Here is a 23,400-nt window from a genome sequence, read left to right as displayed (position 1 = left end):
AGCGGCGACGAACGGCACAAGCGGCGGCGGCCCTGCCGCGACAGACGAACACAGGCGGAACAGGCGACGCAAGATAGACGCGCCCGGCATGCAACAGAATTGAACATCAGGAGCGAATAATGCAACTCAATCCCTCTGAGATCAGCGAGCTGATCAAGAGCCGGATCCAGGGTCTTGAAGCGAGCGCCGACGTTCGCAACCAAGGCACCGTGATCTCCGTGACCGACGGTATCGTGCGCATCCACGGTCTGTCGGACGTGATGCAAGGCGAAATGCTCGAATTCCCGGGCAACACGTTCGGTCTCGCGCTGAACCTCGAACGCGACTCCGTCGGCGCCGTGATTCTCGGCGAATACGAGCACATCACGGAAGGCGACATCGTCAAGACGACGGGCCGCATTCTCGAAGTGCCGGTCGGTCCCGAATTGATCGGCCGCGTCGTCGACGCGCTCGGTAACCCGATCGACGGCAAGGGCCCGATCAACGCCAAGCTCACCGACGCGATCGAGAAGATTGCCCCGGGCGTGATCTGGCGTAAGTCGGTGTCGCAGCCCGTGCAGACGGGCCTGAAATCGATCGACTCGATGGTGCCGATCGGCCGCGGCCAGCGTGAGCTCATCATCGGCGACCGCCAGACCGGCAAGACGGCCGTCGCCATCGACGCGATCATCAATCAGAAGGGCAAGGACCTCATCTGTATCTATGTCGCGATCGGCCAGAAGGCATCGTCGATCATGAACGTCGTGCGCAAGCTCGAAGAGACGGGCGCGCTCGATTACACGATCGTCGTCGCGGCATCGGCTTCGGAATCGGCGGCCATGCAGTACCTGGCGCCGTACGCCGGCTGCACGATGGGCGAGTACTTCCGCGATCGCGGCCAGGACGCGCTCATCATCTATGACGACTTGACGAAGCAGGCTTGGGCCTATCGTCAGATCTCGCTGCTGCTGCGCCGTCCGCCGGGCCGCGAAGCGTATCCGGGCGACGTCTTCTATCTGCACTCGCGTCTGCTCGAGCGCGCCGCGCGCGTCTCGGAAGAGTACGTCGAGAAGTTCACGAACGGCGAAATCAAGGGCAAGAGCGGCTCGCTGACGGCACTGCCCGTCATCGAAACGCAAGCGGGCGACGTGACCGCGTTCGTGCCGACGAACGTGATCTCGATCACGGACGGTCAGATCTTCCTGGAAACGGACCTCTTCAACGCCGGCATCCGTCCCGCGATCAACGCGGGTATCTCGGTGTCGCGCGTCGGCGGTGCCGCGCAGACCAAGGTCATCAAGAAGCTTTCGGGCGGTATCCGTACCGACCTCGCGCAGTATCGCGAGCTCGCCGCGTTCGCCCAGTTCGCGTCCGATCTCGACGAAGCCACCCGCAAGCAGCTCGAGCGCGGCCGCCGCGTGACGGAGCTGCTCAAGCAGCCGCAATATCAGCCGCTGCAAGTGTGGGAACTCGCCGTCGCGCTCTTCGCCGCGAACAACGGCTACCTCGACGACCTCGATGTGAAGGATGTGCTGGCGTTCGAGAAAGGTCTGCGTGAGTACCTGAAGACGAGCCATGCCGAGCTCATCAAGCGCATCGAAGACGCGAAGGACTTGTCGAAGGACGACGAGGGCGCGCTCCATGCCGCGCTGAAGGACTTCAAGAAGTCGGGTGCTTATTGATCAGCGAGGCAAATGACCCGAGTCGTGCGCCGGCTGTTACCGGCGGCGCGCGGCTTCGATCAGGGAGCAAGCAATGGCTGGAATGAAGGAAATCCGCGGCAAGATCAAGAGCGTGCAGAACACGCGCAAGATCACGAAAGCGATGGAGATGGTGGCCGCATCGAAGATGCGCCGCGCGCAGGAGCGCATGCGCGCCGCCCGCCCATACGCCGAGAAGGTCCGCGACATCGCTGCGCACATGAGCCGCGCGAACCCCGAGTATCGTCACCCGTTCATGGTGCCGAACGAGGGCGCGAAGGCGGCCGGCCTCATCCTCGTCACGACGGACAAGGGGCTGTGCGGTGGCCTCAACACGAACGTGCTGCGCGCCTCCGTGCAAAAGTTCAAGGAGCTCGAGCAGAAGGGCCAGAAGATCGAGGCCACGGCTATCGGCGGCAAGGGCTTCGGCTTTCTGAACCGCTTCGGGGCGAAGGTCGTGTCGCACGTCGTGCAGCTCGGAGACACGCCGCACCTCGAAAAGCTGATCGGCGCCGTGAAGGTGCAGCTCGACCTCTACTCGGAAGGCAAGCTCTCGGCCGTGTACCTCGCGTACACGCGCTTCATCAATACGATGAAGCAGGAGCCCGTGCTCGAGCAGCTGCTGCCGTTGTCGGCCGAGCATTTCGAAGGCGACGAGTCGACGCCGCGCTCGACCTGGGACTACATCTACGAGCCGGATGCGCAGACCGTCGTCGACGAGTTGCTCGTCCGCTATGTCGAGGCGCTCGTCTACCAGGCCGTCGCGGAGAACATGGCGTCCGAGCAGTCGGCGCGCATGGTGGCGATGAAGGCCGCGTCGGACAACGCGAAGACCGTGATCAGCGAGCTGCAGCTGTCGTACAACAAGAGCCGCCAGGCCGCGATCACGAAGGAATTGTCGGAGATCGTCGGCGGCGCCGCCGCGGTGTGACGCGGCTCTCGCGATGAGCCGTCGTCACGGACGACGCCAGCTCGAGACAGCGCCTTTGCGCGAGTGAAGAATTGAGTATCTAAAGGAAAAGCGATGAGTACAACTGCTTTGGTGGAAGGCAAGATCGTACAGTGCATCGGCGCCGTGATCGACGTGGAGTTTCCGCGCGAGCAGATGCCGAAGGTCTACGACGCCCTCGTTCTCGAGGGGACGGATTTGACGCTCGAGGTGCAACAGCAGCTCGGCGACGGCGTCGTGCGCACGATTTGTCTCGGTGCGGCCGAAGGCCTGCGCCGCGGCGTGACCGTCAAGAATACGGGCAAGCCGATCAGCGTGCCGGTCGGCAAGCCGACGCTCGGCCGCATCATGGATGTGCTGGGCCGTCCGATCGACGAAGCGGGTGCGATCGAGAGCGAGAACATCCGCTCGATCCACCAGAAGGCGCCGCAGTTCGACGAGCTTTCGCCGTCGACGGAGCTGCTCGAGACGGGCATCAAGGTCATCGACTTGATCTGCCCGTTCGCGAAGGGCGGCAAGGTGGGTCTCTTCGGCGGCGCCGGCGTCGGCAAGACCGTCAACATGATGGAGCTCATCAACAACATCGCGAAGGAGCACGGCGGCTACTCCGTGTTCGCCGGCGTGGGCGAGCGTACCCGTGAAGGGAACGACTTCTACCACGAAATGAAGGACTCGAACGTGCTCGACAAGGTGGCCCTCGTCTACGGCCAGATGAACGAGCCGCCGGGCAACCGTCTGCGCGTGGCGCTGACGGGTCTGACGATGGCCGAGCATTTCCGTGATGAGGGTCGCGACGTGCTCTTCTTCGTCGACAACATCTACCGTTTCACGCTGGCCGGTACCGAAGTGTCGGCACTGCTCGGCCGGATGCCGTCGGCGGTGGGCTATCAGCCGACGCTCGCCGAGGAAATGGGCAAGCTGCAGGAACGCATCACGTCGACGAAGACGGGCTCGATCACGTCGGTGCAAGCCGTCTACGTGCCCGCGGACGACTTGACGGACCCGTCGCCGGCCACGACGTTCGGCCACCTCGACGCGACCGTCGTGCTTTCGCGCGACATCGCCTCGCTCGGTATTTATCCGGCCGTCGATCCGCTCGATTCGACCTCGCGCCAGATCGACCCGAACGTGATCGGCGAAGAGCACTACACGACGACGCGCCGCGTGCAGCAAACGCTGCAGCGCTACAAGGAGCTGCGCGACATCATCGCGATTCTCGGCATGGACGAGCTTTCGCCCGAGGACAAGCTGTCGGTCGCGCGTGCGCGAAAGATCCAGCGTTTCCTGTCGCAGCCGTTCCACGTCGCCGAGGTGTTCACGGGCGCGCCGGGCAAGTACGTGCCGCTCAAGGAGACGATCCGCGGCTTCAAGATGATCGTCGACGGCGAGTGCGATCATCTGCCCGAGCAGGCGTTCTACATGGTCGGCACGATCGACGAAGCCTTCGAAAAGGCCAAGAAGATCCAGTAAGGGTCGGGTGTAATGGGGATCTGAGTGAGGCGCTGACGCGCCTCTTCAGGCCGACATGGAGTCGATATGGCAACGATCAAAGTAGACGTCGTCAGCGCCGAAGAGCAGATCTTTTCGGGCCAGGCGAAGTTCGTCGCCCTCCCGGGCGAGGCGGGTGAGCTCGGCATTCTGCCGGGGCACACGCCGCTCATCACGCGGATTCGCCCCGGTGCCGTGCGCATCGAGGCTGAGAATGGCGACGAGGAGTTCGTGTTCGTGGCGGGCGGCATTCTCGAAGTGCAGCCCGGCGCGGTGACGGTGCTTGCCGACACGGCGATTCGCGGCAAGGATCTCGACGAGGCGAAGGCGGACCAGGCGCGCAAGCGAGCCGAAGAGGCGCTGCAAAACTCCGGCTCGAACCTCGAGTATGCGACGGCGCAAGCCGAGCTCGCCTATGCGGTCGCGCAGCTCGCGGCCATTCAGCGCTTGCGCAAGATGCGGACGACGCAGCACTGACCGACGAACCGACGCAAGGTCGGCTACGATGCCGTTCGGCCAACTCGCCGAACGGCATTTTCTTTTGGTGGGCTCGCCTGCGGGTTACCCTCGATGCGGGGGCCTGGCGCCGATGGCAGAATCTTCCCGGACGTTCGTGGTCTTGAAGGCTGCGAGAACCGCGGCATGAATTCGCGACAAGGAGAGAGGGGACGCCGATGGCTACACCGAATTCCGATAGTGGCGCGATCATCGCGCCTCAAGACGGGCTTTCCTACGTGCGCGGCTCGACCGACACGCCGCTCTCCGAAGCGACGATCGGCGAGTTTCTGCTCGATACCGTCCGACGTTTTCCGGATCGGCCTGCTGTCGTGTTCCGCGAGCAAGGCATTCGCTGGACATGGCGCGAGTTCGCCGACGAAGTCGATGTGCTCGCCGCGGGCCTGGCGTCGCTCGGGATCGTCCGCGGAGACCGCGTGGGCATCTGGTCGCCCAATCGGGTCGAGTGGCTGATGACGCAGTTCGCGACCGCTCGCATCGGGGCAATCCTCGTCAACATCAATCCCGCCTACCGGCTCGCCGAACTCGAATACGCCCTGAATAAATCGGCATGCACGGCCATCATTGCGGCCGAGCACTTCAAGACATCGAAGTACCTCGAAATGTTGCAGGCGCTGGCCCCTGAGCTGGCGGATGCCTCGGCGGGGCAGCTGCACGCGGCGCGCCTGCCACATCTGCGCTCGGTGATTCGCATGTGCGACCATGAAACGCCGGGCATGCTGACGTTCAGCGAGCTCGTCGAGATGGGGCGCATGGCGCTCGAGACGGTGTCGCTCGACGAGATGGCCGCATCGCTCGACGCTCGCGACCCCATCAACATTCAGTTCACGAGCGGCACGACGGGCAATCCGAAAGGCGCGACGCTCACTCATCGCAACGTCGTCAACAATGCGCGCTATATCGCGATGGCCATGCGATTGACGGAAGCCGACTCGCTTTGCATCCCGGTCCCGCTCTATCACTGCTTCGGCATGGTGCTCGCGGTTCTCGCGTGCGTATCGGTCGGCGCGCAAATGGTCTTCCCGGGTGAGGCGTTCGATGCGGCCGCGACACTTGCGGCGGTTTCGGAAGAGCGTTGCACCGCCTTGCACGGCGTACCGACGATGTTCATCGCGGAGCTCGATCATCCCGACTTCGACAAGTTCGATCTCGGCGCGCTGCGCACAGGCATCATGGCGGGCTCGCCATGTCCGATCGAGACGATGAAACGCGTGGTCGCGCGTATGCATTTGTCGGAGATCACGATCGCCTATGGCATGACCGAGACGAGCCCCGTGTCGTTCCAGAGTTCGACGACCGACCCGCTCGAAAAACGGACATCGACGGTCGGCCGCATCCAGCCGCACCTCGAGGCGAAAGTCGTCGACGAGACGGGACAGATTCTGCCGGTCGGCGCGACAGGCGAGCTCTGGACGAAGGGCTACTCCGTCATGTTGGGCTACTGGGACGACGAGTCACGCACGCGCGAATCGATCGTCGACGGCTGGATGCGCACGGGCGATCTCGCGACGATCGACGCCGAAGGCTACTGCAACATCGTCGGCCGCTTGAAGGACATGTTGATACGGGGCGGCGAAAACGTTTATCCGCGCGAGATCGAGGAGTTCCTGTTCCGCCATCCGAAGATTCAAAGCGTTCAAGTCTTCGGCGTACCCGACGCGAAGTACGGCGAGGAAGTCTGCGCTTGGATCGTCGTTCGCCCTGGCGAGCGAATGACCGAGGACGAAGTGCGCGAATACTGCCGCGGCCAGATTGCGCACTACAAGGTGCCGCGCTATATCCGCTTCGTCGACGACATGCCGATGACGGTGACGGGCAAGGTCCAGAAGTTCGTGATGCGCGAGCGGATGATCGAAGAGCTCAAGCTCGCGATGCCGAAGACCTGCTGACGTCTACCGTCAAGCCAACGTGCGCATGGAGCGCATCGAGCAAGCAAACGCCGGGCAAAAAAAAAGCGGGCCAGCGGCCCGCTAAAAACCACACGCTACGGGGTTAGCGCGAGGAGACCAATGAAGGAACTGACAGGTGCCGATCAATAACACCAACGACAATCGCACCTGCAACGGCTCCAACAGAGATGTTCCCAGAGAGGAATTCGTTGTTGCTCGCCGATTTTTTGATGCTCTTCATTGTGTTGCGAATTCGGCGATGAACGACATCTGTGTTGAAACCGTTGAGGGGCATTGTGGGCGAATTAGCCCGACGACGCGGTAACAAAGTGTTTCAGGATGTAACGCCACGCCGGACAAGGCTTCGCGGGATTTTTTGCCGTTTCTTATCTGCTGGAATGTCAATGTTTCCGATCCGACAGTTGTTTGAAATCGATTGCATGTAAGCAATCGAATAAACCGGAAATCATTTAATGCGAATATTCCCGTTCTATGCAACTGCTACTCGAAATAATAGCGAGAACGGCTCGCATCGAGATGAGTCGGCGGTGTTCGCCGGCAATCCAAATGTAAACGGGTTCCCTTCAGACACCGTGCCGCCGCGGCGCGAGGAAGTCACCGTGCGGTGCGCGAAGCGGCCTTGAATTATTTGAGCCACTTGTCGGAGATCGTCTGAAATTCGCCCGTTGCCCTGGCGAGGTGCAACCACTGGTCGACGTACTGCTGATAGACAACATCGCCGCGCGGCAGCATGTAGGCCTTCTCGCCATATTGGAACGGCTTGTCGGGATGGATCGCGCAAAGGCCTGGATTGAGCTTTTGCTGCAGCAGCGTCTCCGAGGCGTCGGTCACCATCACATCGGCCTTGCCGGCCAGAATCTGTTTGAAGATCGTGACGTTGTCGGGATAGACGGTGAGGCTCGCGTGGGGAAGGTACTGCCTCGCGAAGCGTTCGTTGGTGCCGCCCGGATTGACGATGACGCGCGTCGCCGGCTCGTCGATCTGCGCGACCGTCTGATACTTGTCTGCGTCGGCGCAGCGGGCGATCGGCGTTTTTCCATCGACCATGTAGGGCTCTGAAAAGAACACGCGCTTCTGGCGCTCGAGCGTCGTCGAGACGCCGCCGGCGGCGATGTCGCACTTCGCGATGAAGTCGCTCATCAGGTTCGGCCACGTCGTCTTGACGTATTCGGTTTTCACGCCGAGCGATTTCGCGAGCGACTCCGCCATGTCGATGTCGATGCCTTCGAACTTGCCGTCGGCGGCGAGGAACGAGAACGGTTTGTAATCGCCCGTGGTGCACACGCGCAACGTGCCGCGCGCGATGATCGCATCGAGTCGTCCCTCAACGGGGCCCGGCGCCACGGGCATTGCTTGCACGGGGCCTTCGGAATGGGAAGCGGCTGCGGCGTCGTTGCCACCCGGCACGACGTGGCTCGGAACCGAAGCCGGTTGCGACTGAGCAAAAACCCCGTGGGTGCAACTCAAAGCGAGGAAGCATACCAAGCCGGCAAGGCGTGCGAGGACGTTCTTTTTCATCGAAGTTGCTCCCGTTCAAGACAAGGCCTGTGTTCGCCTGTCTTCAATCGACAGGCTGCGGCATTTCCGCGCGATCGTAACAGGATCCGCTCAGCAAAACGGCGTGCCGCGCGGACGGGGCTGTCTGGTCCGGTAGAATGACCGCTCGCAACGCTTTGCCGCCCATTGCATCGAACCGTGGCCTCGACTCTGCTCAACGATACTTTTCTGCGTGCGCTGCTGCGCCAGCCGACCGATTACACCCCGATCTGGCTCATGCGCCAGGCCGGCCGCTACTTGCCCGAGTACAACGCGACTCGCGAGCGCGCGGGGAGCTTTCTCGGCCTTGCCAAGAACCCGGACTATGCGACCGAGGTGACGTTGCAGCCGCTTGCGCGTTATCCGCTCGATGCCGCGATCCTCTTCTCGGACATTCTGACGATTCCCGACGCCATGGGACTCGGGCTTTCGTTCGAGGCCGGCGAGGGGCCGCGGTTTGCCCGGCCCGTGCGCAGCGAAGCCGACGTTGCGCGTCTCGAGGTGCCCGATATCGAGGCGACCCTCGGCTACGTCGTCGACGCAGTTCGCGAGATCCGACGCGCGCTCACCGACGGCCAGGGCAGGCAGCGCGTGCCGCTGATCGGCTTTTCGGGCAGCCCGTGGACACTGGCGTGCTATATGGTCGAAGGCGGCGGCTCGGCCGACTTTCGCACGGTCAAGACCATGCTCTATGCGCGGCCGGATCTCATGCATCGCATCCTCGAGGTCAACGCGCGAGCGGTTAGCGCGTACCTCAATGCGCAAATCGAGGCGGGCGCCCAAGCCGCGATGATTTTCGATACCTGGGGCGGGGCGCTGGCCGACGGCGTCTTTCAGCAATTTTCGCTTCGCTACATCGAAGCGGTCGCGCGCGGCGTCAAGCGCGAGCACGACGGCGCGCGGATCCCGCTGATCGCGTTCACGAAGGGCGGCGGCCAATGGCTCGAAGCGATTGCCGCCACGGGTGTCGAGGCGGTCGGGCTCGACTGGACCGTCGACCTCGGCCATGCGCGGGAGCGAGTCGGCTCCCGCGTAGCGCTGCAGGGCAACCTCGATCCGACCGTGCTGTTCGCTCCGCCGGCGGCGATTCGCCGCGAAGCTCGCACGCTCGTCGAGCGCTTCGGCAATCACCCGGGGCACGTCTTCAATCTCGGTCATGGCATCTCGCAGTTCACGCCGCCCGATCATGTCGCCGAGCTCGTCGACGAAGTGCACCGCGCGAGCCGCGCCGTCCGGGCAGGACAAGCGCCGGCCGAGCCTGCTTAAAGATGAACTTAGTGTTGCAATGCAATGACGTGGGCTCGCGATCTAAGGGCTAACCCACCCCGAATGCGCCGCCGACCGGCGCTTCGGCAATTGTCAAGACTTGACTTATGCACATTCCCTTCGTTGCGGCGCGGTAGAGTTCAGGGCGGTTGACTCTGGCGTTCAAACGATGTAGCGGAACGCTGTTGGCCTTGTTCGACAAGGGTTTGCGGGCGACGACAGAAATGTGCGGTTGCCCACGGAAGGCCGTCGCGACGCCGTTCGATGGCTTTTGGCGCGGCACTTGTCAACAAAGTTATCCACAGAAGCGGCCTCCCGCTGAGCAATTCTCAACAAGATCGTGAACTTAGCGGCGAATCTCATGTATTACTTTAAGTCGCACTTGCCAATATTCGGGTCCATATCGCCGCCGCGCTGGTCTTTTCCGCGAGCGCGCATCGCATGAACGAGGTTTTCGTCCGCATCGCGCTCGATCACCCGCTGCCGACGCTTTTCGATTATCGCTGCGATCCCGCGCTGGCTCCCGAGCCCGGAATGCTCGCGAGCGTCCCATTCGGCAAGCGGCAAGTCGTCGGCCTCATCTGGGAGGTCGCCGCGACGAGCGAAGTCCCGGCCGATCGGCTGCGCGACGTGCGCGCCGTCTGCCATGCCGTGGCTCCGCTCGCGGGCGAATGGCTCGAACTCGTCACGTTCGCCGCCGATTACTACCAGCGCTCACCCGGAGAAGTGGCATTGCCTGCGCTGCCGCAGGCGCTGCGCGAGCCGGCCCGTTGGAGCCGGCTCGAAGAGCCGCCGCGGACTTTTCGCCTGACGGACGAGGGACGGACCGCGCTGCCGGACGCATTGCCGCCGCGTGCGAGCGCGCTGCGGCGGCTGGCGGCGGCGCTTGCGGAGCGCGCGGCGCTCGATGCCGCCGACGCCCGGGCGATCAATGCCAAGGCGCTGTCGGTGCTGACCGAGTGGGTTTCAAGCGGATGGGTCGAGACGATCGACAGGCCATCGGCCTCGGCGTTGCCGGCCGAGCGCCCCGTGCTGACGGACGAGCAGGCGCAGGCATACGATACGATCCGGGCCGCGCGCGGTTTCGCGCCGTTTCTGCTGCACGGTGTGACGGGAAGCGGCAAGACCGAGGTCTATTTGCATGCCCTCGACGCGCTCTTCACCGAACGGCCCGACGCCCAGGCACTCGTCCTCGTTCCCGAGATCAATCTGACGCCGCAGTTCGAGGCCGCGTTTCGCGCGCGCTTCGCGGCACTGCACGGACCCGCGTCGGTCGTGACGCTGCACAGCGGCATGGCCGACGGCGAGCGAGCGCGCAGCTGGCTCGCGGCGCATCGAGGCCACGCGCGCATCGTGCTCGGCACGCGCCTGGCGGTGCTGGCTTCGCTGCCGCGGCTTGCGCTCGTCGTCGTCGACGAGGAGCACGATCCCGCCTACAAGCAGCAGGAAGGACTACGCTACTCGGCCCGCGATCTCGCCGTCTGGCGCGCGAAGCAGCTGTCGATTCCGGTGGTGCTGGGCTCCGCGACACCGTCGCTCGAAAGCTGGTGGCATGCGGGGCAAGGCCGCTATCGCCGGCTCACGCTCGCGCGCCGCGCCGTGGCCGACGCCGCGCTGCCGGCGGTGCGGATGATCGACCTCGAAGACGAGCGCCGGCGCGGCAGGGCAAGCGTCGACGGGCTCTCCGGGCCGCTCGTCGGCGCATTGAAGGCGCGAGTCGAGCGCGGCGAGCAAAGCCTCGTCTTTCTCAATCGGCGCGGCTACGCGCCCGTGCTCGCGTGCGACGCCTGCGGCTGGGTGGCCGGCTGCCCGCGCTGCAGCGCCTACGTCGTGCTGCACAAGCCCGAGAGCGCCATGCGCTGCCATCACTGCGGCTGGGAAACGCGGATTCCGCGCGCCTGCCCCGACTGCGGCAACGTCGATCTCGCGCCGCTCGGACGGGGCACGCAACGCGTCGAGGAGACGCTCGCGGCGCTCGTGCCGGGGGCGCGCGTCTTGCGCATCGACGCGGACAGCACGCGTCGCAAGGGCAGCGCGCAGGCACTATTTTCCGACGTTCACGCGGGCGAGGTCGACATACTCGTCGGCACGCAGATGATCGCGAAGGGACACGACTTCAGGCGCGTCTCGCTCGTGGGTGTGCTCAATGCCGATGCGGCGCTTTTTTCGCACGACTTTCGAGCGGGCGAGCGGCTCTTTGCGCAGCTGATGCAGGTCAGCGGGCGCGCCGGACGCGCGGGCTTGCCCGGCGAGGTGCTCGTGCAAACGCGGTACCCGCGCCATGCGCTTTACCAGGCCCTTTCCCGTCACGACTACGTGGGCTTCGCCGACGCGACGCTCGGCGAGCGTCGCGACGCGCGCCTGCCGCCTTTCGTCTATCAGGCGCTGCTACGCGCCGAAGCGCGCACGCTCGAGGGGGCACTCGCGTTCTTGCAGCAGGCCTGCGTCGCACTCGCCGAAATCGGGACGGCCGACCGTGTCACTGTCTACGACCCTGTCCCGATGACGATCGTCAAGGTCGCGAACGTGCATCGCGCGCAGTTGCTCGTCGAAAGCGGATCGCGTGCCGCGCTGCTCGCGACGCTGCGTGCGTGGCAGCCGGCGCTGCGTGCGACGAAAGGCGCGTTGCGCTGGAGTCTCGAGGTCGATCCGCTCGATATCTGATCCGCCGGCCGGCCGGCGAACCGGACAAAGCGTTGCGCGCCGAGCCCGGGCGTTATCGCAAGCGGTTGCGCGCCGCGCGGGCGCGCGCGCGGACCCCGATCGCGTAGTTGGAACCGCAGGTACCGCTCGACGGGCCGCAGGCGACTCGTCTCGCGCTGGCTGGAGTGGCCGGCCGCCGCCGCTGCGGCAGTTGTCGACAATATCGCGCCGAAGACCGGCTTTCGTGGCAGCAAAGCATGTAAGCCTCGCGTGTTGCTTTTATCGCGCTTTTTGGCGCGCGGTGGTCTCGGAGGTCAGCGCTCACTGGCTACAGCAGTCTCTCGCGCGTTCCCCGCTTCGCGCAGCTTCAGCCGCCTTTCGCGCGAGCGCGCCATGGCGAGCGCCCGGTTGCGGGCCGGCGAAGCGCCGCGGATGAACAACGTGAGGCACACCATCACCAGGACCCAGATACCGCCGACTATGATCCACTTCTCCATTTCGCGCTCCTTCCCTTCGGCGCTCCGTGCGGTGGGGCGCTCAACTGGTTTACGGCAACCGGAAGCGCCTTCTGCAGCGGTGTTGTGAAGGAGGTCGCACGCACATACGGCCTCCGACTGACAGCGATTATTCGCGTCGGCGTGGAATGATGAAGCATCGATAAAGGCGGGGAAACTGCCGCAGTTCGCCCGATCGAGGCGCGACGCGGGTTGGATGCTGGGTCGAACCCCGCTCTAGGTCGCCCCGAAGCGGGCTCGACGCGCCGATCAGGGGCGTCGGAGCGCACCCGCCTCGACGACACCCATCAGGGAAAACACCGACCGCAACCGGCCGCGCCCCGCCTGTCGCGATTCGCCGGAAATCATTGGGCTGAAAGGCCGTAGCGGCGGGTGCAACCGATGCGGGTAATCGGTTGCACCTTTTAATTTGAAAGCGTACGATTCGGCCACCTTTTGGTCATTTGCCGGTGCTTGACCGGCGTCGAAGAAACATGGCGAGTACCACCCTTGGCGTGAAGGTCGACGATCTTCTTCGCTCGCGGCTCAAGGAAGCCGCCGCGCGTCTCGAGCGCACCCCGCATTGGCTCATCAAGCAGGCGATCTTCGCTTACCTCGAGAAGATCGAGCATGGGCAAGTGCCGCCCGAACTGTCGGGCGCCGCCGGTATCACCGAGTTCGCTGACGGCCATGCGGCCGACTCCGACGAGGAAGGCGCGCCGCATCCGTTTCTCGATTTCGCGCAGAGCGTGCAGCCCCAATCGGTGCTGCGCGCGGCCATCACGGCGGCCTACCGCCGCCCGGAACCCGAGTGCGTGCCGGTGCTGATCGGCGAGGCACGGCTGCCTGAAACGCTCGCGGCGCAAGTGAGCAAGATGGCGGCGGGTCTCGTCGAGACGTTGCGCGCGAAGCGCACGGGCGGCGGCGTCGAAGGGCTCATTCATGAATTTTCGCTGTCGAGCCAGGAAGGCGTCGCGCTCATGTGCCTGGCGGAAGCGCTTCTGCGGATTCCGGATCGCGCGACGCGCGATGCCTTGATTCGCGACAAGATCAGCAAAGGCGACTGGAAGTCGCACGTCGGTCACGCGCCGTCGCTCTTCGTCAACGCGGCGACGTGGGGCTTGATGATTACGGGCAAGCTCGTCACGACGAACAGCGAAGCGGGCCTGTCGTCGGCGCTCACGCGCCTCATCGGCAGGGGCGGCGAGCCCCTGATCCGCAAGGGCGTCGATATCGCGATGCGGCTGATGGGCGAGCAGTTCGTCACGGGCGAGACGATCTCGGAGGCGCTCGCGAACAGCCGCAAATACGAGGCGCGCGGCTTCCGCTACTCGTACGACATGCTCGGCGAAGCGGCCACGACCGAGGAGGACGCGCAACGTTACTACGCCTCGTACGAACAGGCGATCCACGCGATCGGCAAGGCGGCGGGCGGCCGCGGCATCTATGAGGGGCCGGGCATCTCGATCAAGCTCTCCGCGCTGCATCCGCGCTACTCGCGCTCGCAGCAGGAGCGCGCGATGAGCGAACTGCTGCCGCGCGTGCGCTCGCTCGCGCTGCTCGCGCGCCGCTACGACATCGGGCTCAACATCGACGCGGAAGAAGCTGACCGGCTCGAGATTTCGCTCGATCTACTGGAGGCGCTTTGCTTCGATGCCGAGCTCGCGGGCTGGAACGGCATTGGCTTCGTCGTCCAGGCTTATCAGAAGCGTTGCCCCTACGTGATCGACTACGTCGTCGATCTCGCGCGCCGCAGCCGTCATCGCATCATGGTTCGGCTCGTGAAGGGCGCCTACTGGGACAGCGAAATCAAGCGCGCGCAGATCGATGGGCTCGAGGGCTATCCCGTCTATACGCGCAAGGTCTACACGGACGTCTCGTATCTCGCCTGCGCGAAGCGGCTGCTCGCGGCACCGGACGCCGTCTATCCGCAATTCGCGACGCACAACGCGCATACGCTTTCGGCGATCTATCATCTGGCCGGCCAGAACTACTACCCCGGCCAATACGAGTTCCAATGCCTGCACGGCATGGGCGAGCCGCTTTACGAAGAGGTGACGGGGCGCGACAAGCTCAATCGCCCTTGCCGGATCTATGCACCCGTCGGCACGCATGAGACGCTGCTCGCGTACCTCGTCCGGCGTTTGCTCGAAAACGGCGCCAATACCTCGTTCGTGAATCGCATCGCCGACGAGACCGTGCCCGTCGCGTCGCTCGTCGGCGACCCGGTGGAGGAAGCCTCGAAGATCGCGCCGCTCGGCGCGCCGCACGCGAAGATCCCGCTGCCGCGCGAGCTCTACGGCGCCGAGCGCGTCAACTCGATGGGGCTCGATCTCTCGAACGAGCATCGCCTCGCGTCGCTCTCCTCGGCCTTGCTCGCAAGCGCTCATCACGGTTGGCGCGCGGCGCCGATGCTCGCCGACAATGCTCCGCTCGCGGCGAGTGCACGCGCCCCGGGCGCGCGCGAGGTGCGCAATCCTGCCGATCATCGCGACATCGTCGGCACCGTCCTCGAAGCGACGCGCGAGCATGTCGACACGGCACTGGCCAACGCTGTCGCCGCCGCCCCGATTTGGCAATCGACCCCCGTCGAGGCGCGTGCTGACTGCCTTGCGCGCGCCGCCGACTTGCTCGAAGCGCAGATGCATACGCTGATGGGTCTCATCGTGCGCGAGGCGGGCAAATCGCTGGCGAACGCTATTTCGGAGATTCGCGAAGCCGTCGATTTCCTGCGCTACTACTCGGCGCAGATCCGCGCGGAGTTCTCGAACGATACCCACCGGCCGCTCGGCCCTGTCGTCTGCATCAGTCCGTGGAATTTTCCGCTCGCGATTTTCATGGGGCAGGTCGCGGCGGCGCTAGCGGCCGGCAATACGGTGCTCGCGAAGCCGGCCGAGCAAACACCGCTGATCGCCGCGCAGGCCGTGCGGATTCTGCGCGAGGCCGGCGTGCCGCCGGGCGCCGTGCAACTGCTGCCGGGCGATGGGGAGACCGTCGGTGCGACGCTCGTCGCCGATGCCCGCACGCGCGGCGTCATGTTCACGGGCTCGACCGAAGTCGCGCGATTGATCGACAGGACGCTGGCCAATCGTCTCGACCCTGACGGCAAGCCGATTCCGCTGATCGCGGAGACGGGCGGGCAGAACGCGATGATCGTCGACTCGTCAGCGCTCGCCGAGCAGGTTGTTGCTGACGTCATGCAGTCCGCGTTCGATTCGGCCGGCCAGCGTTGCTCCGCGTTGCGCGTACTTTGTCTGCAAGAGGAGATCGCCGATCGGACGCTGAGGATGCTGCGCGGCGCGATGAGCGAGCTCTCCGTAGGCAACCCGGATCGCCTCTCGACGGACGTCGGCCCTGTCATCGACATCGATGCGAAGCGGACGATCGAAACGCATATCGCCGCCATGCGCGAAAAAGGCCGTGAGGTGACGCAACTGCCGCTCGCGGACGCCTGTTCGCATGGGACTTTCATCGCGCCGACGCTGATCGAGATCGACGGCATCGCGGAACTCAAGCGCGAGGTGTTCGGGCCCGTGTTGCATGTCGTGCGCTTTCGCCGCAGCGAGCTCGACAAGCTGCTCGAAGCGATTCGCGCGACGGGCTACGGGCTCACACTCGGGATTCATACGCGCATCGACGAGACGATCGCGCATGTCGTCGGCCGTGCGCATGTCGGCAACATCTACGTCAACCGCAACGTGATTGGCGCCGTCGTCGGCGTTCAGCCGTTCGGCGGCGAGGGTCTGTCCGGCACGGGGCCGAAAGCGGGTGGCCCGCTCTATCTGCAGCGGCTGCTCGCCAAGCGCCCCGCTGGCTTGCCGAAAGCGCTGTCGACCATGCTCGTGGCCGATACGCAGCCGAGCGACAAGAACGGCGGCATGAGCGGCGACGCGAGCGGCATGCCGACTCCGCGCGCGGCGCTCGTTGCGCTGCGCGAGTGGCTCATTGCCGAGCGCGAGCCAGCGCTCGCGGCGCGTTGCGACGGGTATCTGTCGAATCTCCCGGCCGGCGCGACGGCCGTGTTGCCCGGACCGACCGGAGAACGCAACACGTTCACGCTCGGCGCTCGCGGCACGGTATGCTGCGTGCCTTCCACGGCGAGCGGCGCCCGAGCGCAGTTGGCGGCGGTGCTGGCAACGGGCAACCGCGCTTTGTTCGCCGGTGCGGCCGGCGAGGCGCTTGTCGCCGCGTTGCCGGCGCCGCTCAAGCACTTCGCGAGCGCCCGGAACGGCGCCGACGCGCCGTTCGACGCGGTGCTCTTCGAAGGCGACAGCGATGAACTGCTTGCGCTCGTGAAGGAAGTGTCGAAGCGCAATGGGCCGATCGTGTCGGTGCAGGGCGTGGCGACGAATGCGCTCGCGAACGGCGACGAAGACTATGCGCTCGAGCGCCTGCTCACGGAGCGCTCGGTCAGCGTGAACACGGCCGCGGCGGGCGGTAACGCGAATTTGATGACGATCGGCTAAGCGACCCTCGGCCGTTGGTCTCAAAAAAGGAAGCGGCCTGGCGAACCCTGAAGCCGCTCCATTTCTTTGGTACCTAGGAGAAGCTATGCAACACAAGATGAAACAGCTCGCGGGCGCAGCGCTCGTTACGGCAATGGCGATGGCGGGGACGGCGCATGCGCAGCAGGCCGATGAGGTGAAGATCGGCTTCGCCGGTCCGATGACTGGTGCGCAAGCGCACTACGGGGCTGATTTCCAGAATGGCATCGTTCTGGCGATCGAAGACATCAACGCGACGAAGCCCGTGATCGGCGGCAAGCAAGTCCGCTTCGTGCTGGACGCGGCCGACGACCAGGCCGACCCGCGCACCGGCACGACGGTCGCGCAAAAGCTCGTCGATGACGGCATCAAGGGCATGCTCGGCCACTTCAATTCGGGCACGACGATCCCGGCTTCGCGCATCTATGCCAACGCGGGCATCCCCGAAATCGCGATGGCGACGGCGCCCGAGTACACGCAGCAAGGCTTCAAGACGACGTTCCGCATGATGACCTCGGACACGCAGCAAGGCTCGGTGGCCGGCACGTTCGCGGCGAAGGACCTCGGCATGAAGAAGATCGCCATCATCGACGATCGCACGGCGTACGGGCAGGGTCTTGCCGATCAGTTCGTGAAGGCGGCCAAGGCGGCCGGCGCGACGATCATCGATCGCGAGTACACGAACGACAAGGCCGTCGACTTCAAGTCGATCCTGACGAAGCTGAAGGGCAGCAATCCCGACCTGATCTATTTCGGCGGCGCGGATTCGCAGGCTGCTCCGATGGTCAAGCAGATGAAGTCGCTCGGGATCAAGGCGCCGCTGATGGGCGGCGAGATGGTTCATACGCCGACGTTCCTGAAGATCGCCGGCCCGGCCGCGGAAGGCACGATCGCTTCGCTCGCGGGACTGCCGCTCGACGACATGCCCGGTGGCAAGGAATATGTCGAGAAGTACAAGAAGCGCTTCGGCAAGGATGTCGAGACGTACTCGCCGTACGCGTACGATGGCGCGATGGCGATGTTCAAGGCGATGGAGAAGGCCAACTCGACGGATCCGGCGAAGTACCTGCCGCTGCTCGCACAAACGAGCATGCCGGCGGTTACGACGAACCACCTCGCCTATGACGATCGTGGCGATCTGAAGAACGGCGGCATCACGATCTACAAGGTCGAAAACGGCCAGTGGAAGGCATTGCAGAGCCTCGGCGGCAAGTAATCGTCGCCTGACAGCTCGAAGCGAGGATTGGCCGCGGCTGCGCAATCGCACCGCGGCGATCCTCGCTTTTTTCATCCCACCCGTCAGCCGAGCTTTGCCGGTTGGCCGCTCTTTCGGAAACTCCCCGGGTTCACGCGCGTCGTCGCGTCCGCGCGCGCAATCCACCCGCGAGGGCCTGGCTAGGGCTTTCCTTACGTCAGATTCCGTAAATCCTCACACGAATTTCTGTGCGCCGGCGGCCGTCGCGTTCCGTTAACTCAGCAGGCCCTGCCGCGAACACCATCCACTCGCTCCTTGCGCAAACGTTTGCGAATCCCTGGCAACGCCGGTTAGTTCGCGCGGTCCGGACAGGCGAGAAGTCGACAGCGAACGGGCCAGCGGGCGGCGGCACGCGCGTACACGCCTGCCCTTCGAGCACTTCCAGCCACCGGTCATCGACGGAGCGACGACATATGGACGATAAAAAGCACAACGAGCAACAAGCGGGGATTTCGCGGCGTACATTCCTTTATAGCCTCGGCGCGCTCGCGCTTTCCGCATGTGGCGGAGGGGGCGGCTCGGCCGATGCGGCATCGGTGAGCCGGTCCTCGACGACCAGCTCGACGTCGAGCGCGGCGCTCGCGCATGTCGCGACGGGTGCGACCGATGTCACGACGAGCGGAGCCTTCGTTCATCCGGGGCTGCTCCATACGCAGACCGATTTTGATCGGATGGCGCAGAAGGTCGCGGCGCAAGTGTCGCCTTGGTTCGATGACTGGAAAGTGCTGATCGCCAATAGCCACGCGAGCCTTTCGTGGACGCCGCGGCCCCTGGCCATCGTGTATCGGGGCGGCTCCTATCCGCAGAACTACCCGAACTTATACAACGACATTGCAGCGGCCTATGCCTGTGCGCTTCGATGGAAGGTTACGGGCGACACGGCTTACGCGGACAAAGCGGTGCAGATCATGAATGCATGGTCGTCCACGCTGCAACAGATCAGCGGCGACTCCAACGCCGACCTGGCGGCCGGCATCTATGGCTACGAGTTCGCGAACGCAGGCGAAATCATGCGCGGTTACTCCGGTTGGGCCGCGGCCGACTTCACCGCCTTCCAGTCGATGATGAGCAACATCTTTTACCCGATCAACATCGACTTCCTCAATCGCCATAACAACACGCAGATCACGCATTACTGGGCGAACTGGGACCTTTGCAACATCGCTTCGATCATGGCGATCGGCGTGCTCTGCGACGATCACACGAAGTTCGATACAGCCGTCAACTACTTCCTGAACGGTCCCGGCAACGGTGCGATCGCGCAGGCGGTCTACTACGTTCATCCGGGCAACCTCGGGCAATGGCAAGAGACGGGCCGGGACCAGGGGCACAACACACTTGGCATTGCGCTCGGTGGTGCCATTTGCGAGATGGCTTGGAATCAGGGAATCGACCTGTACGGCCACGACAACAACCGCTTCCTGATGGGAGCGGAGTATGTGGCGAAGGCCAATTTGCAGCAGGCCGACGGGACGTATCTGACGGTGCCTTACGTGACCTATTCGAACGTCGACGTCACACAATCGGTGTTCTCGACGGCGGCGCAAGGGACGATCAGGCCATGCTGGGCGCTCGTCTATAACCACTATGTGAACCGCCTGGGGCTTGCGGCGCCTTGGTCGCAGAGCTTCGCGGCGAAGATCCAGCCGGAAGGCGGCGGCGGCAACTACGGCTCGACGAGCGGCGGCTACGATCAACTCGGCTACGGCACGCTCACCTGCACGCGCGATGCGGTCGCGGCGGCCGTTGCGCCGAGCGGCGTGACCGCGTGGCCGACGGCGGGGCAGGTGGTGCTCTCCTGGTGGGGCGTGGCGAACGGCACGAGCTATAACGTCAAGCGCGCAGCGAATTCGGGCGGCCCGTATACCGCCGTGGCAACGGGCATCGCCGATCCGCTGACTTATACCGACGCGCCCGGTGCGGGCACCTGGTACTACGTCGTGAGTGCGCAGACGCCGGCGGGTGAAAGCGCGAACTCGAGCGAAATCGTGGCGGTGACCGCGGTGCAGTTGCATACCTATCTGACGTTCGACGAGTCGAGCGGCACGAACGCTGCCGATTCGAGCGGCAATGGTCATGCGGGTACGCTCGTCGGCGATGCGACACACGCGGCCGGTAAGATCGGGAATGCTGTTTCGCTCGACGGTTCGAGCGGCTACGTGAGCTTGCCGAACAACCTCATGGCCGACGTGTCCGATTGCACGATCGCCGCGTGGGTCAACTGGAATGGCGGCAATGCGTGGGCGCGCATCTTCGACTTGGGCGCGGGCACGGGCCGCTGGGTCATGCTGACGGCGAAAAATTCAGCCGGCGTGATGCGTTTCGCGACGACGGTCAACGGGTACGGCGATTCCCAAGTCGATGGCAATGTCGCATTGCCGACGGGCCAATGGGCGCACGTGGCGGTCACGCTTTCAGGAACGACCGCGACGCTTTACCTCAATGGTGCCGTGATCGGCACTTCGAGCAACGTCGTCCACGCGCCGTGGCGCATCGGACCCACCGCGCAGAATTGGATCGGACGTTCGCAATATTCGGCCGATCCGTATTTCAACGGAATGATCGACGACTTCCGCATCTATCGAAATGCGATGACGGCCGATCAGATCACGGCGCTCATGCAAGGGGCGTAGCGCGCGGCTCGCGGGGAGGTCCGGAGCGCGCGCGCTTCTGGAGTCCCCCGCGGGCTCAGCTCATGAACCCTTCAGGCCAAGTCAGCGCGGCGATCCAGCGCACGGATCGACGGGCGGTAGTCTGCCGCGCTATGGCGTCTCGATTTGCGACGGACTTAAGTCCGAAGGAAAGCAATGCGGGTGCTCGAATCCTACCGGCACTGAATTGGTGGCATAAATGATGTTGTCAGTCTTGTCCGGCGCTACGCCGCCCGGGATGCCGGCCAGACCCGCGAGCTTGCGCATGCGAAACGCGATGGCATGGTCGGCGCAAGCGCTGTCCCCGCTGACGCCGAGACCGCCGATGACTTTGCCCCCCAAGTACAACGCAACTCCGCCGCCGAACGTGACGACCCCACCGAGCACGCGTCCTTGGCCTGTTCCATTCGCGAGAAAGCGAGGGTCGAACGGATTCGTATTGTTGAGACCATAGAGCGAGCCGCCAGGCTGAGTGGGGGCATAGAGGTTCGCAGTCGACAGAGCGAGTGCATCGTTGCTGAATCCGTTGGCCGTGTAGGCCTTCGCGATCGCGATGGCTCGGCTTCCTGGCCAGGCATCGCCCGTCTTGATGACCGAGCAAAGGTGCCCATCCCGATCGACCACGGCGGACCACATGCGGTTAGGCTTGAAGATGCCGCCGTTGGCATCGCTCAAATTGACGACGACGGCGAGTTGCTTTTGCACGAGTGCGACGGTTCCCGCGGGCATCGTGCAGCCGACGAAGTTGCCGCCGTCATCGTCGGCGAATGCGGACGTCGCGCCAACGACGGTCAATAATGTGGCGAGCAACTTAATGCAGCGTTTCGCGTTCATGATGGATGGCCTCCAAAGATGGGTATCTCCGTTCGGCGATCGCCTAACGGTTCCGCGCCGCACAGCTAAAGTCGTGACTCGCGATAGCTCGACCTCAATCGTCGAATGAACGTCATACGCGAGACAAGTGCATTAGTTTTTGTTGTCGAGCCGAAAACGTCGACGAATCGAATCGCGGCTGCGGCTATCGACGAGCAGCGACGACACGCGCGCGAGGACCGCGCCAAAGGGTGCTTGGACGTTTGAAATCAAGATGGACCGAGTCGGCGCAAAGAGGGCGCACCGGAGTTGCCCGACAGTTACGCTTCAGGTCGTTTTCAATTGCATTGCACGACGGATCATAGGTCGCTGCCGCACATGGCGGCGGACAAATGAATGGCGGAATTTGACGCCGCCGGCCATGCCGAATCCGCTCACGAGGTCGCGTCTGTTGTTACCTGACGACGAGAGGGTGCCCCATGAAACCCGGCTCGCGAGCAGATACGCCCGAGCGGGACGATGACGAGGACAATCGAGATCAACGGGAAGAGCCGCACCGGCACCTCGTTCAGGTGGTTATGCAATGCCGGGTCCGCAGTAGCAAGAGCGCAGTTCTACAGGGCGACTTGTTCAAATTGGCCCTTGCCGGAGAAATTGTAGGGAACCTTGAATGCGGCTCCACCCTTGATTCCCTCCGACTGTTCGATGATCCGCGGCCACCAACGCACTAGGTTATGCGCCTTATCCCAGAACTGGTGGTTTGACCATCCTTTGTCTAGAAAAAAGACGATCAACCCAGCACGCCGCAACGCCTCCCGTTCGAGTCCCTTGTTCAGCTTGTCGTGGGTGATGACGGACCACCCCCGTTCGTTCGACAGTGCATCGATCCAGACGGAATCCCCCGTGTCTTGGGGGAACAGTTCTTTTAGATGAGCAACTGAATGCCCCAGCGGCTCGGACAACGCGTGTAATGCCCTTGCCAAGGCCGGTGGCAAGTTGTTGTCGACAAAGAACCTCACGTCGTTGCCAAGCTTTCTTCGAAGGCAATCGCTGCGTCGACAGCCGCAACCGGCACCTCATAAAGCTTCGCAACAAAATCCTTGTCGCCCTCCACGGCAAACGCGTCATAGAGGATCGAAGTCCTGACGGCGCCATCCGCGACGATCGGCTTTCCGAACGCGATTTGCGGATCGAGTACAACCGCTCTGCTCCGCGGAGACGGGTACCACCGAGCGGCCAACTGATTCCCATCGAACTCAATACCGCCATACAGCGACGGTTCGATGATTTTCCGGAATGCATACTGCCGCTGCACGAGATCGAGTAACTCCGTCTCCCCGGCTTCCTTCATGGCGGAGGCAAAAATAGTGCGGCCGTCAGTCCTGAATTTGCGGGAAGTAAACGGGTAGTCCGTGGCAAATAGTTCACGTGCTCGCTGGCTTGCCAGACGGATCGTCTGCAGGCTGACCCCATGCTGGCGAAATGCTCGCACGAACCGGACTTCGAGGAGATCGTGGAAGCTGATGCCATCTACCTCATCATCGAACTCAGTCTCCCAGAGGGGAGGAACTTCTACTGATGCTTCGCTCCTCTTGTCTCGGTAGGAGTAGCCGCACAACCACCGGCGCAGGTCTCGCAACGGGATCTTTGTAATTCGAGCCGCCTCATGGAAGGTGTATAGGCCGACGCCTGTAAGCTTCATGCGCACCTCCCTCC

Annotated in this window: 15 protein-coding genes; 10 read left to right on the top strand and 5 right to left on the bottom strand. The window is 63.9% G+C overall.

What is annotated here, in order from left to right; translation table 11 throughout:
* The first annotated feature begins 119 nt into the window (after positions 1-119).
* The 5 genes from atpA (at position 120) to AB4Y31_RS09340 (ending at position 6,521) form a co-directional block, all read left to right on the top strand.
* Positions 120-1,661, top strand: coding sequence for a F0F1 ATP synthase subunit alpha (atpA, locus tag AB4Y31_RS09360; protein ID WP_018441379.1), 1,542 nt, complete (start codon positions 120-122; stop codon positions 1,659-1,661).
* Positions 1,662-1,734: 73 nt separating this feature from the next.
* Positions 1,735-2,610, top strand: coding sequence for a F0F1 ATP synthase subunit gamma (gene atpG / locus AB4Y31_RS09355; protein ID WP_026229794.1), 876 nt, complete (start codon positions 1,735-1,737; stop codon positions 2,608-2,610).
* 93 nt (positions 2,611-2,703) lie between these two features.
* The gene (gene atpD / locus AB4Y31_RS09350; protein ID WP_026229795.1) at positions 2,704-4,098 is read left to right on the top strand and encodes a F0F1 ATP synthase subunit beta; all 1,395 of its coding nucleotides are present in this window, start codon (positions 2,704-2,706) and stop codon (positions 4,096-4,098) included.
* Positions 4,099-4,164: 66 nt separating this feature from the next.
* Positions 4,165-4,593: a F0F1 ATP synthase subunit epsilon gene (locus tag AB4Y31_RS09345; protein ID WP_018441382.1), complete on the top strand. Its 429-nt coding sequence runs from the start codon at positions 4,165-4,167 to the stop codon at positions 4,591-4,593.
* Between the two features lie 197 nt (positions 4,594-4,790).
* Positions 4,791-6,521, top strand: a complete 1,731-nt coding sequence (locus AB4Y31_RS09340; protein ID WP_368673699.1) for an AMP-binding protein — start codon at positions 4,791-4,793, stop codon at positions 6,519-6,521.
* A 645-nt stretch (positions 6,522-7,166) separates the two neighbouring features.
* On the opposite strand, the gene AB4Y31_RS09335 is transcribed toward AB4Y31_RS09340, so the two are convergent.
* Positions 7,167-7,892, bottom strand: a complete 726-nt coding sequence (locus AB4Y31_RS09335; protein ID WP_368674467.1) for a transporter substrate-binding domain-containing protein — start codon at positions 7,890-7,892, stop codon at positions 7,167-7,169.
* 345 nt (positions 7,893-8,237) lie between these two features.
* On the opposite strand from AB4Y31_RS09335, the gene hemE reads away from it, so the two are divergent.
* Together hemE and AB4Y31_RS09325 are read left to right on the top strand one after the other, a co-directional pair.
* The gene (hemE, locus tag AB4Y31_RS09330; RefSeq protein ID WP_368673698.1) at positions 8,238-9,344 is read left to right on the top strand and encodes a uroporphyrinogen decarboxylase; all 1,107 of its coding nucleotides are present in this window, start codon (positions 8,238-8,240) and stop codon (positions 9,342-9,344) included.
* A 441-nt stretch (positions 9,345-9,785) separates the two neighbouring features.
* Positions 9,786-12,008: a primosomal protein N' gene (locus tag AB4Y31_RS09325; protein WP_368673697.1), complete on the top strand. Its 2,223-nt coding sequence runs from the start codon at positions 9,786-9,788 to the stop codon at positions 12,006-12,008.
* Positions 12,009-12,301: 293 nt separating this feature from the next.
* On the opposite strand, the gene AB4Y31_RS09320 is transcribed toward AB4Y31_RS09325, so the two are convergent.
* Positions 12,302-12,484 carry a hypothetical protein gene (locus AB4Y31_RS09320; RefSeq protein ID WP_368673696.1) on the bottom strand — a complete coding sequence of 61 codons (183 nt, stop codon included), beginning with the start codon at positions 12,482-12,484 and terminating at the stop codon, positions 12,302-12,304.
* 491 nt (positions 12,485-12,975) lie between these two features.
* On the opposite strand from AB4Y31_RS09320, the gene putA reads away from it, so the two are divergent.
* The 3 genes from putA (at position 12,976) to AB4Y31_RS09305 (ending at position 20,853) form a co-directional block, all read left to right on the top strand.
* Positions 12,976-16,947 carry a trifunctional transcriptional regulator/proline dehydrogenase/L-glutamate gamma-semialdehyde dehydrogenase gene (gene putA / locus AB4Y31_RS09315; RefSeq protein ID WP_368673695.1) on the top strand — a complete coding sequence of 1,324 codons (3,972 nt, stop codon included), beginning with the start codon at positions 12,976-12,978 and terminating at the stop codon, positions 16,945-16,947.
* A gap of 85 nt (positions 16,948-17,032) precedes the next feature.
* Positions 17,033-18,181 (top strand): branched-chain amino acid ABC transporter substrate-binding protein, encoded by a 1,149-nt coding sequence (locus AB4Y31_RS09310; protein ID WP_018441390.1) that lies wholly within the window; start codon positions 17,033-17,035, stop codon positions 18,179-18,181.
* Between the two features lie 452 nt (positions 18,182-18,633).
* Positions 18,634-20,853: a LamG-like jellyroll fold domain-containing protein gene (locus AB4Y31_RS09305; protein ID WP_368673694.1), complete on the top strand. Its 2,220-nt coding sequence runs from the start codon at positions 18,634-18,636 to the stop codon at positions 20,851-20,853.
* Between the two features lie 129 nt (positions 20,854-20,982).
* Here AB4Y31_RS09305 and AB4Y31_RS09300 read toward each other — a convergent pair whose 3' ends face one another.
* From AB4Y31_RS09300 to AB4Y31_RS09290, 3 genes are all read right to left on the bottom strand, one after another.
* Complete coding sequence (locus AB4Y31_RS09300) at positions 20,983-21,705, bottom strand: heme-binding protein (protein WP_368673693.1); 723 nt, start codon at positions 21,703-21,705, stop codon at positions 20,983-20,985.
* Positions 21,706-22,298: 593 nt separating this feature from the next.
* Positions 22,299-22,703 (bottom strand): hypothetical protein, encoded by a 405-nt coding sequence (locus AB4Y31_RS09295; protein ID WP_368673692.1) that lies wholly within the window; start codon positions 22,701-22,703, stop codon positions 22,299-22,301.
* Positions 22,700-23,386: a DUF433 domain-containing protein gene (locus AB4Y31_RS09290; protein ID WP_368673691.1), complete on the bottom strand. Its 687-nt coding sequence runs from the start codon at positions 23,384-23,386 to the stop codon at positions 22,700-22,702. The genes AB4Y31_RS09295 and AB4Y31_RS09290 overlap by 4 nt, the downstream gene beginning before the upstream one ends.
* Between the last annotated feature and the right edge of the window lie 14 nt (positions 23,387-23,400).

It is taken from the genome of Trinickia sp. EG282A (assembly GCF_040965455.1).
Taxonomy (GTDB): Bacteria; Pseudomonadota; Gammaproteobacteria; order Burkholderiales; family Burkholderiaceae; genus Trinickia; species Trinickia symbiotica.
Note: the sequence above shows the minus strand (reverse complement) of the source record. Positions and strands in the feature narration are given on the sequence as shown.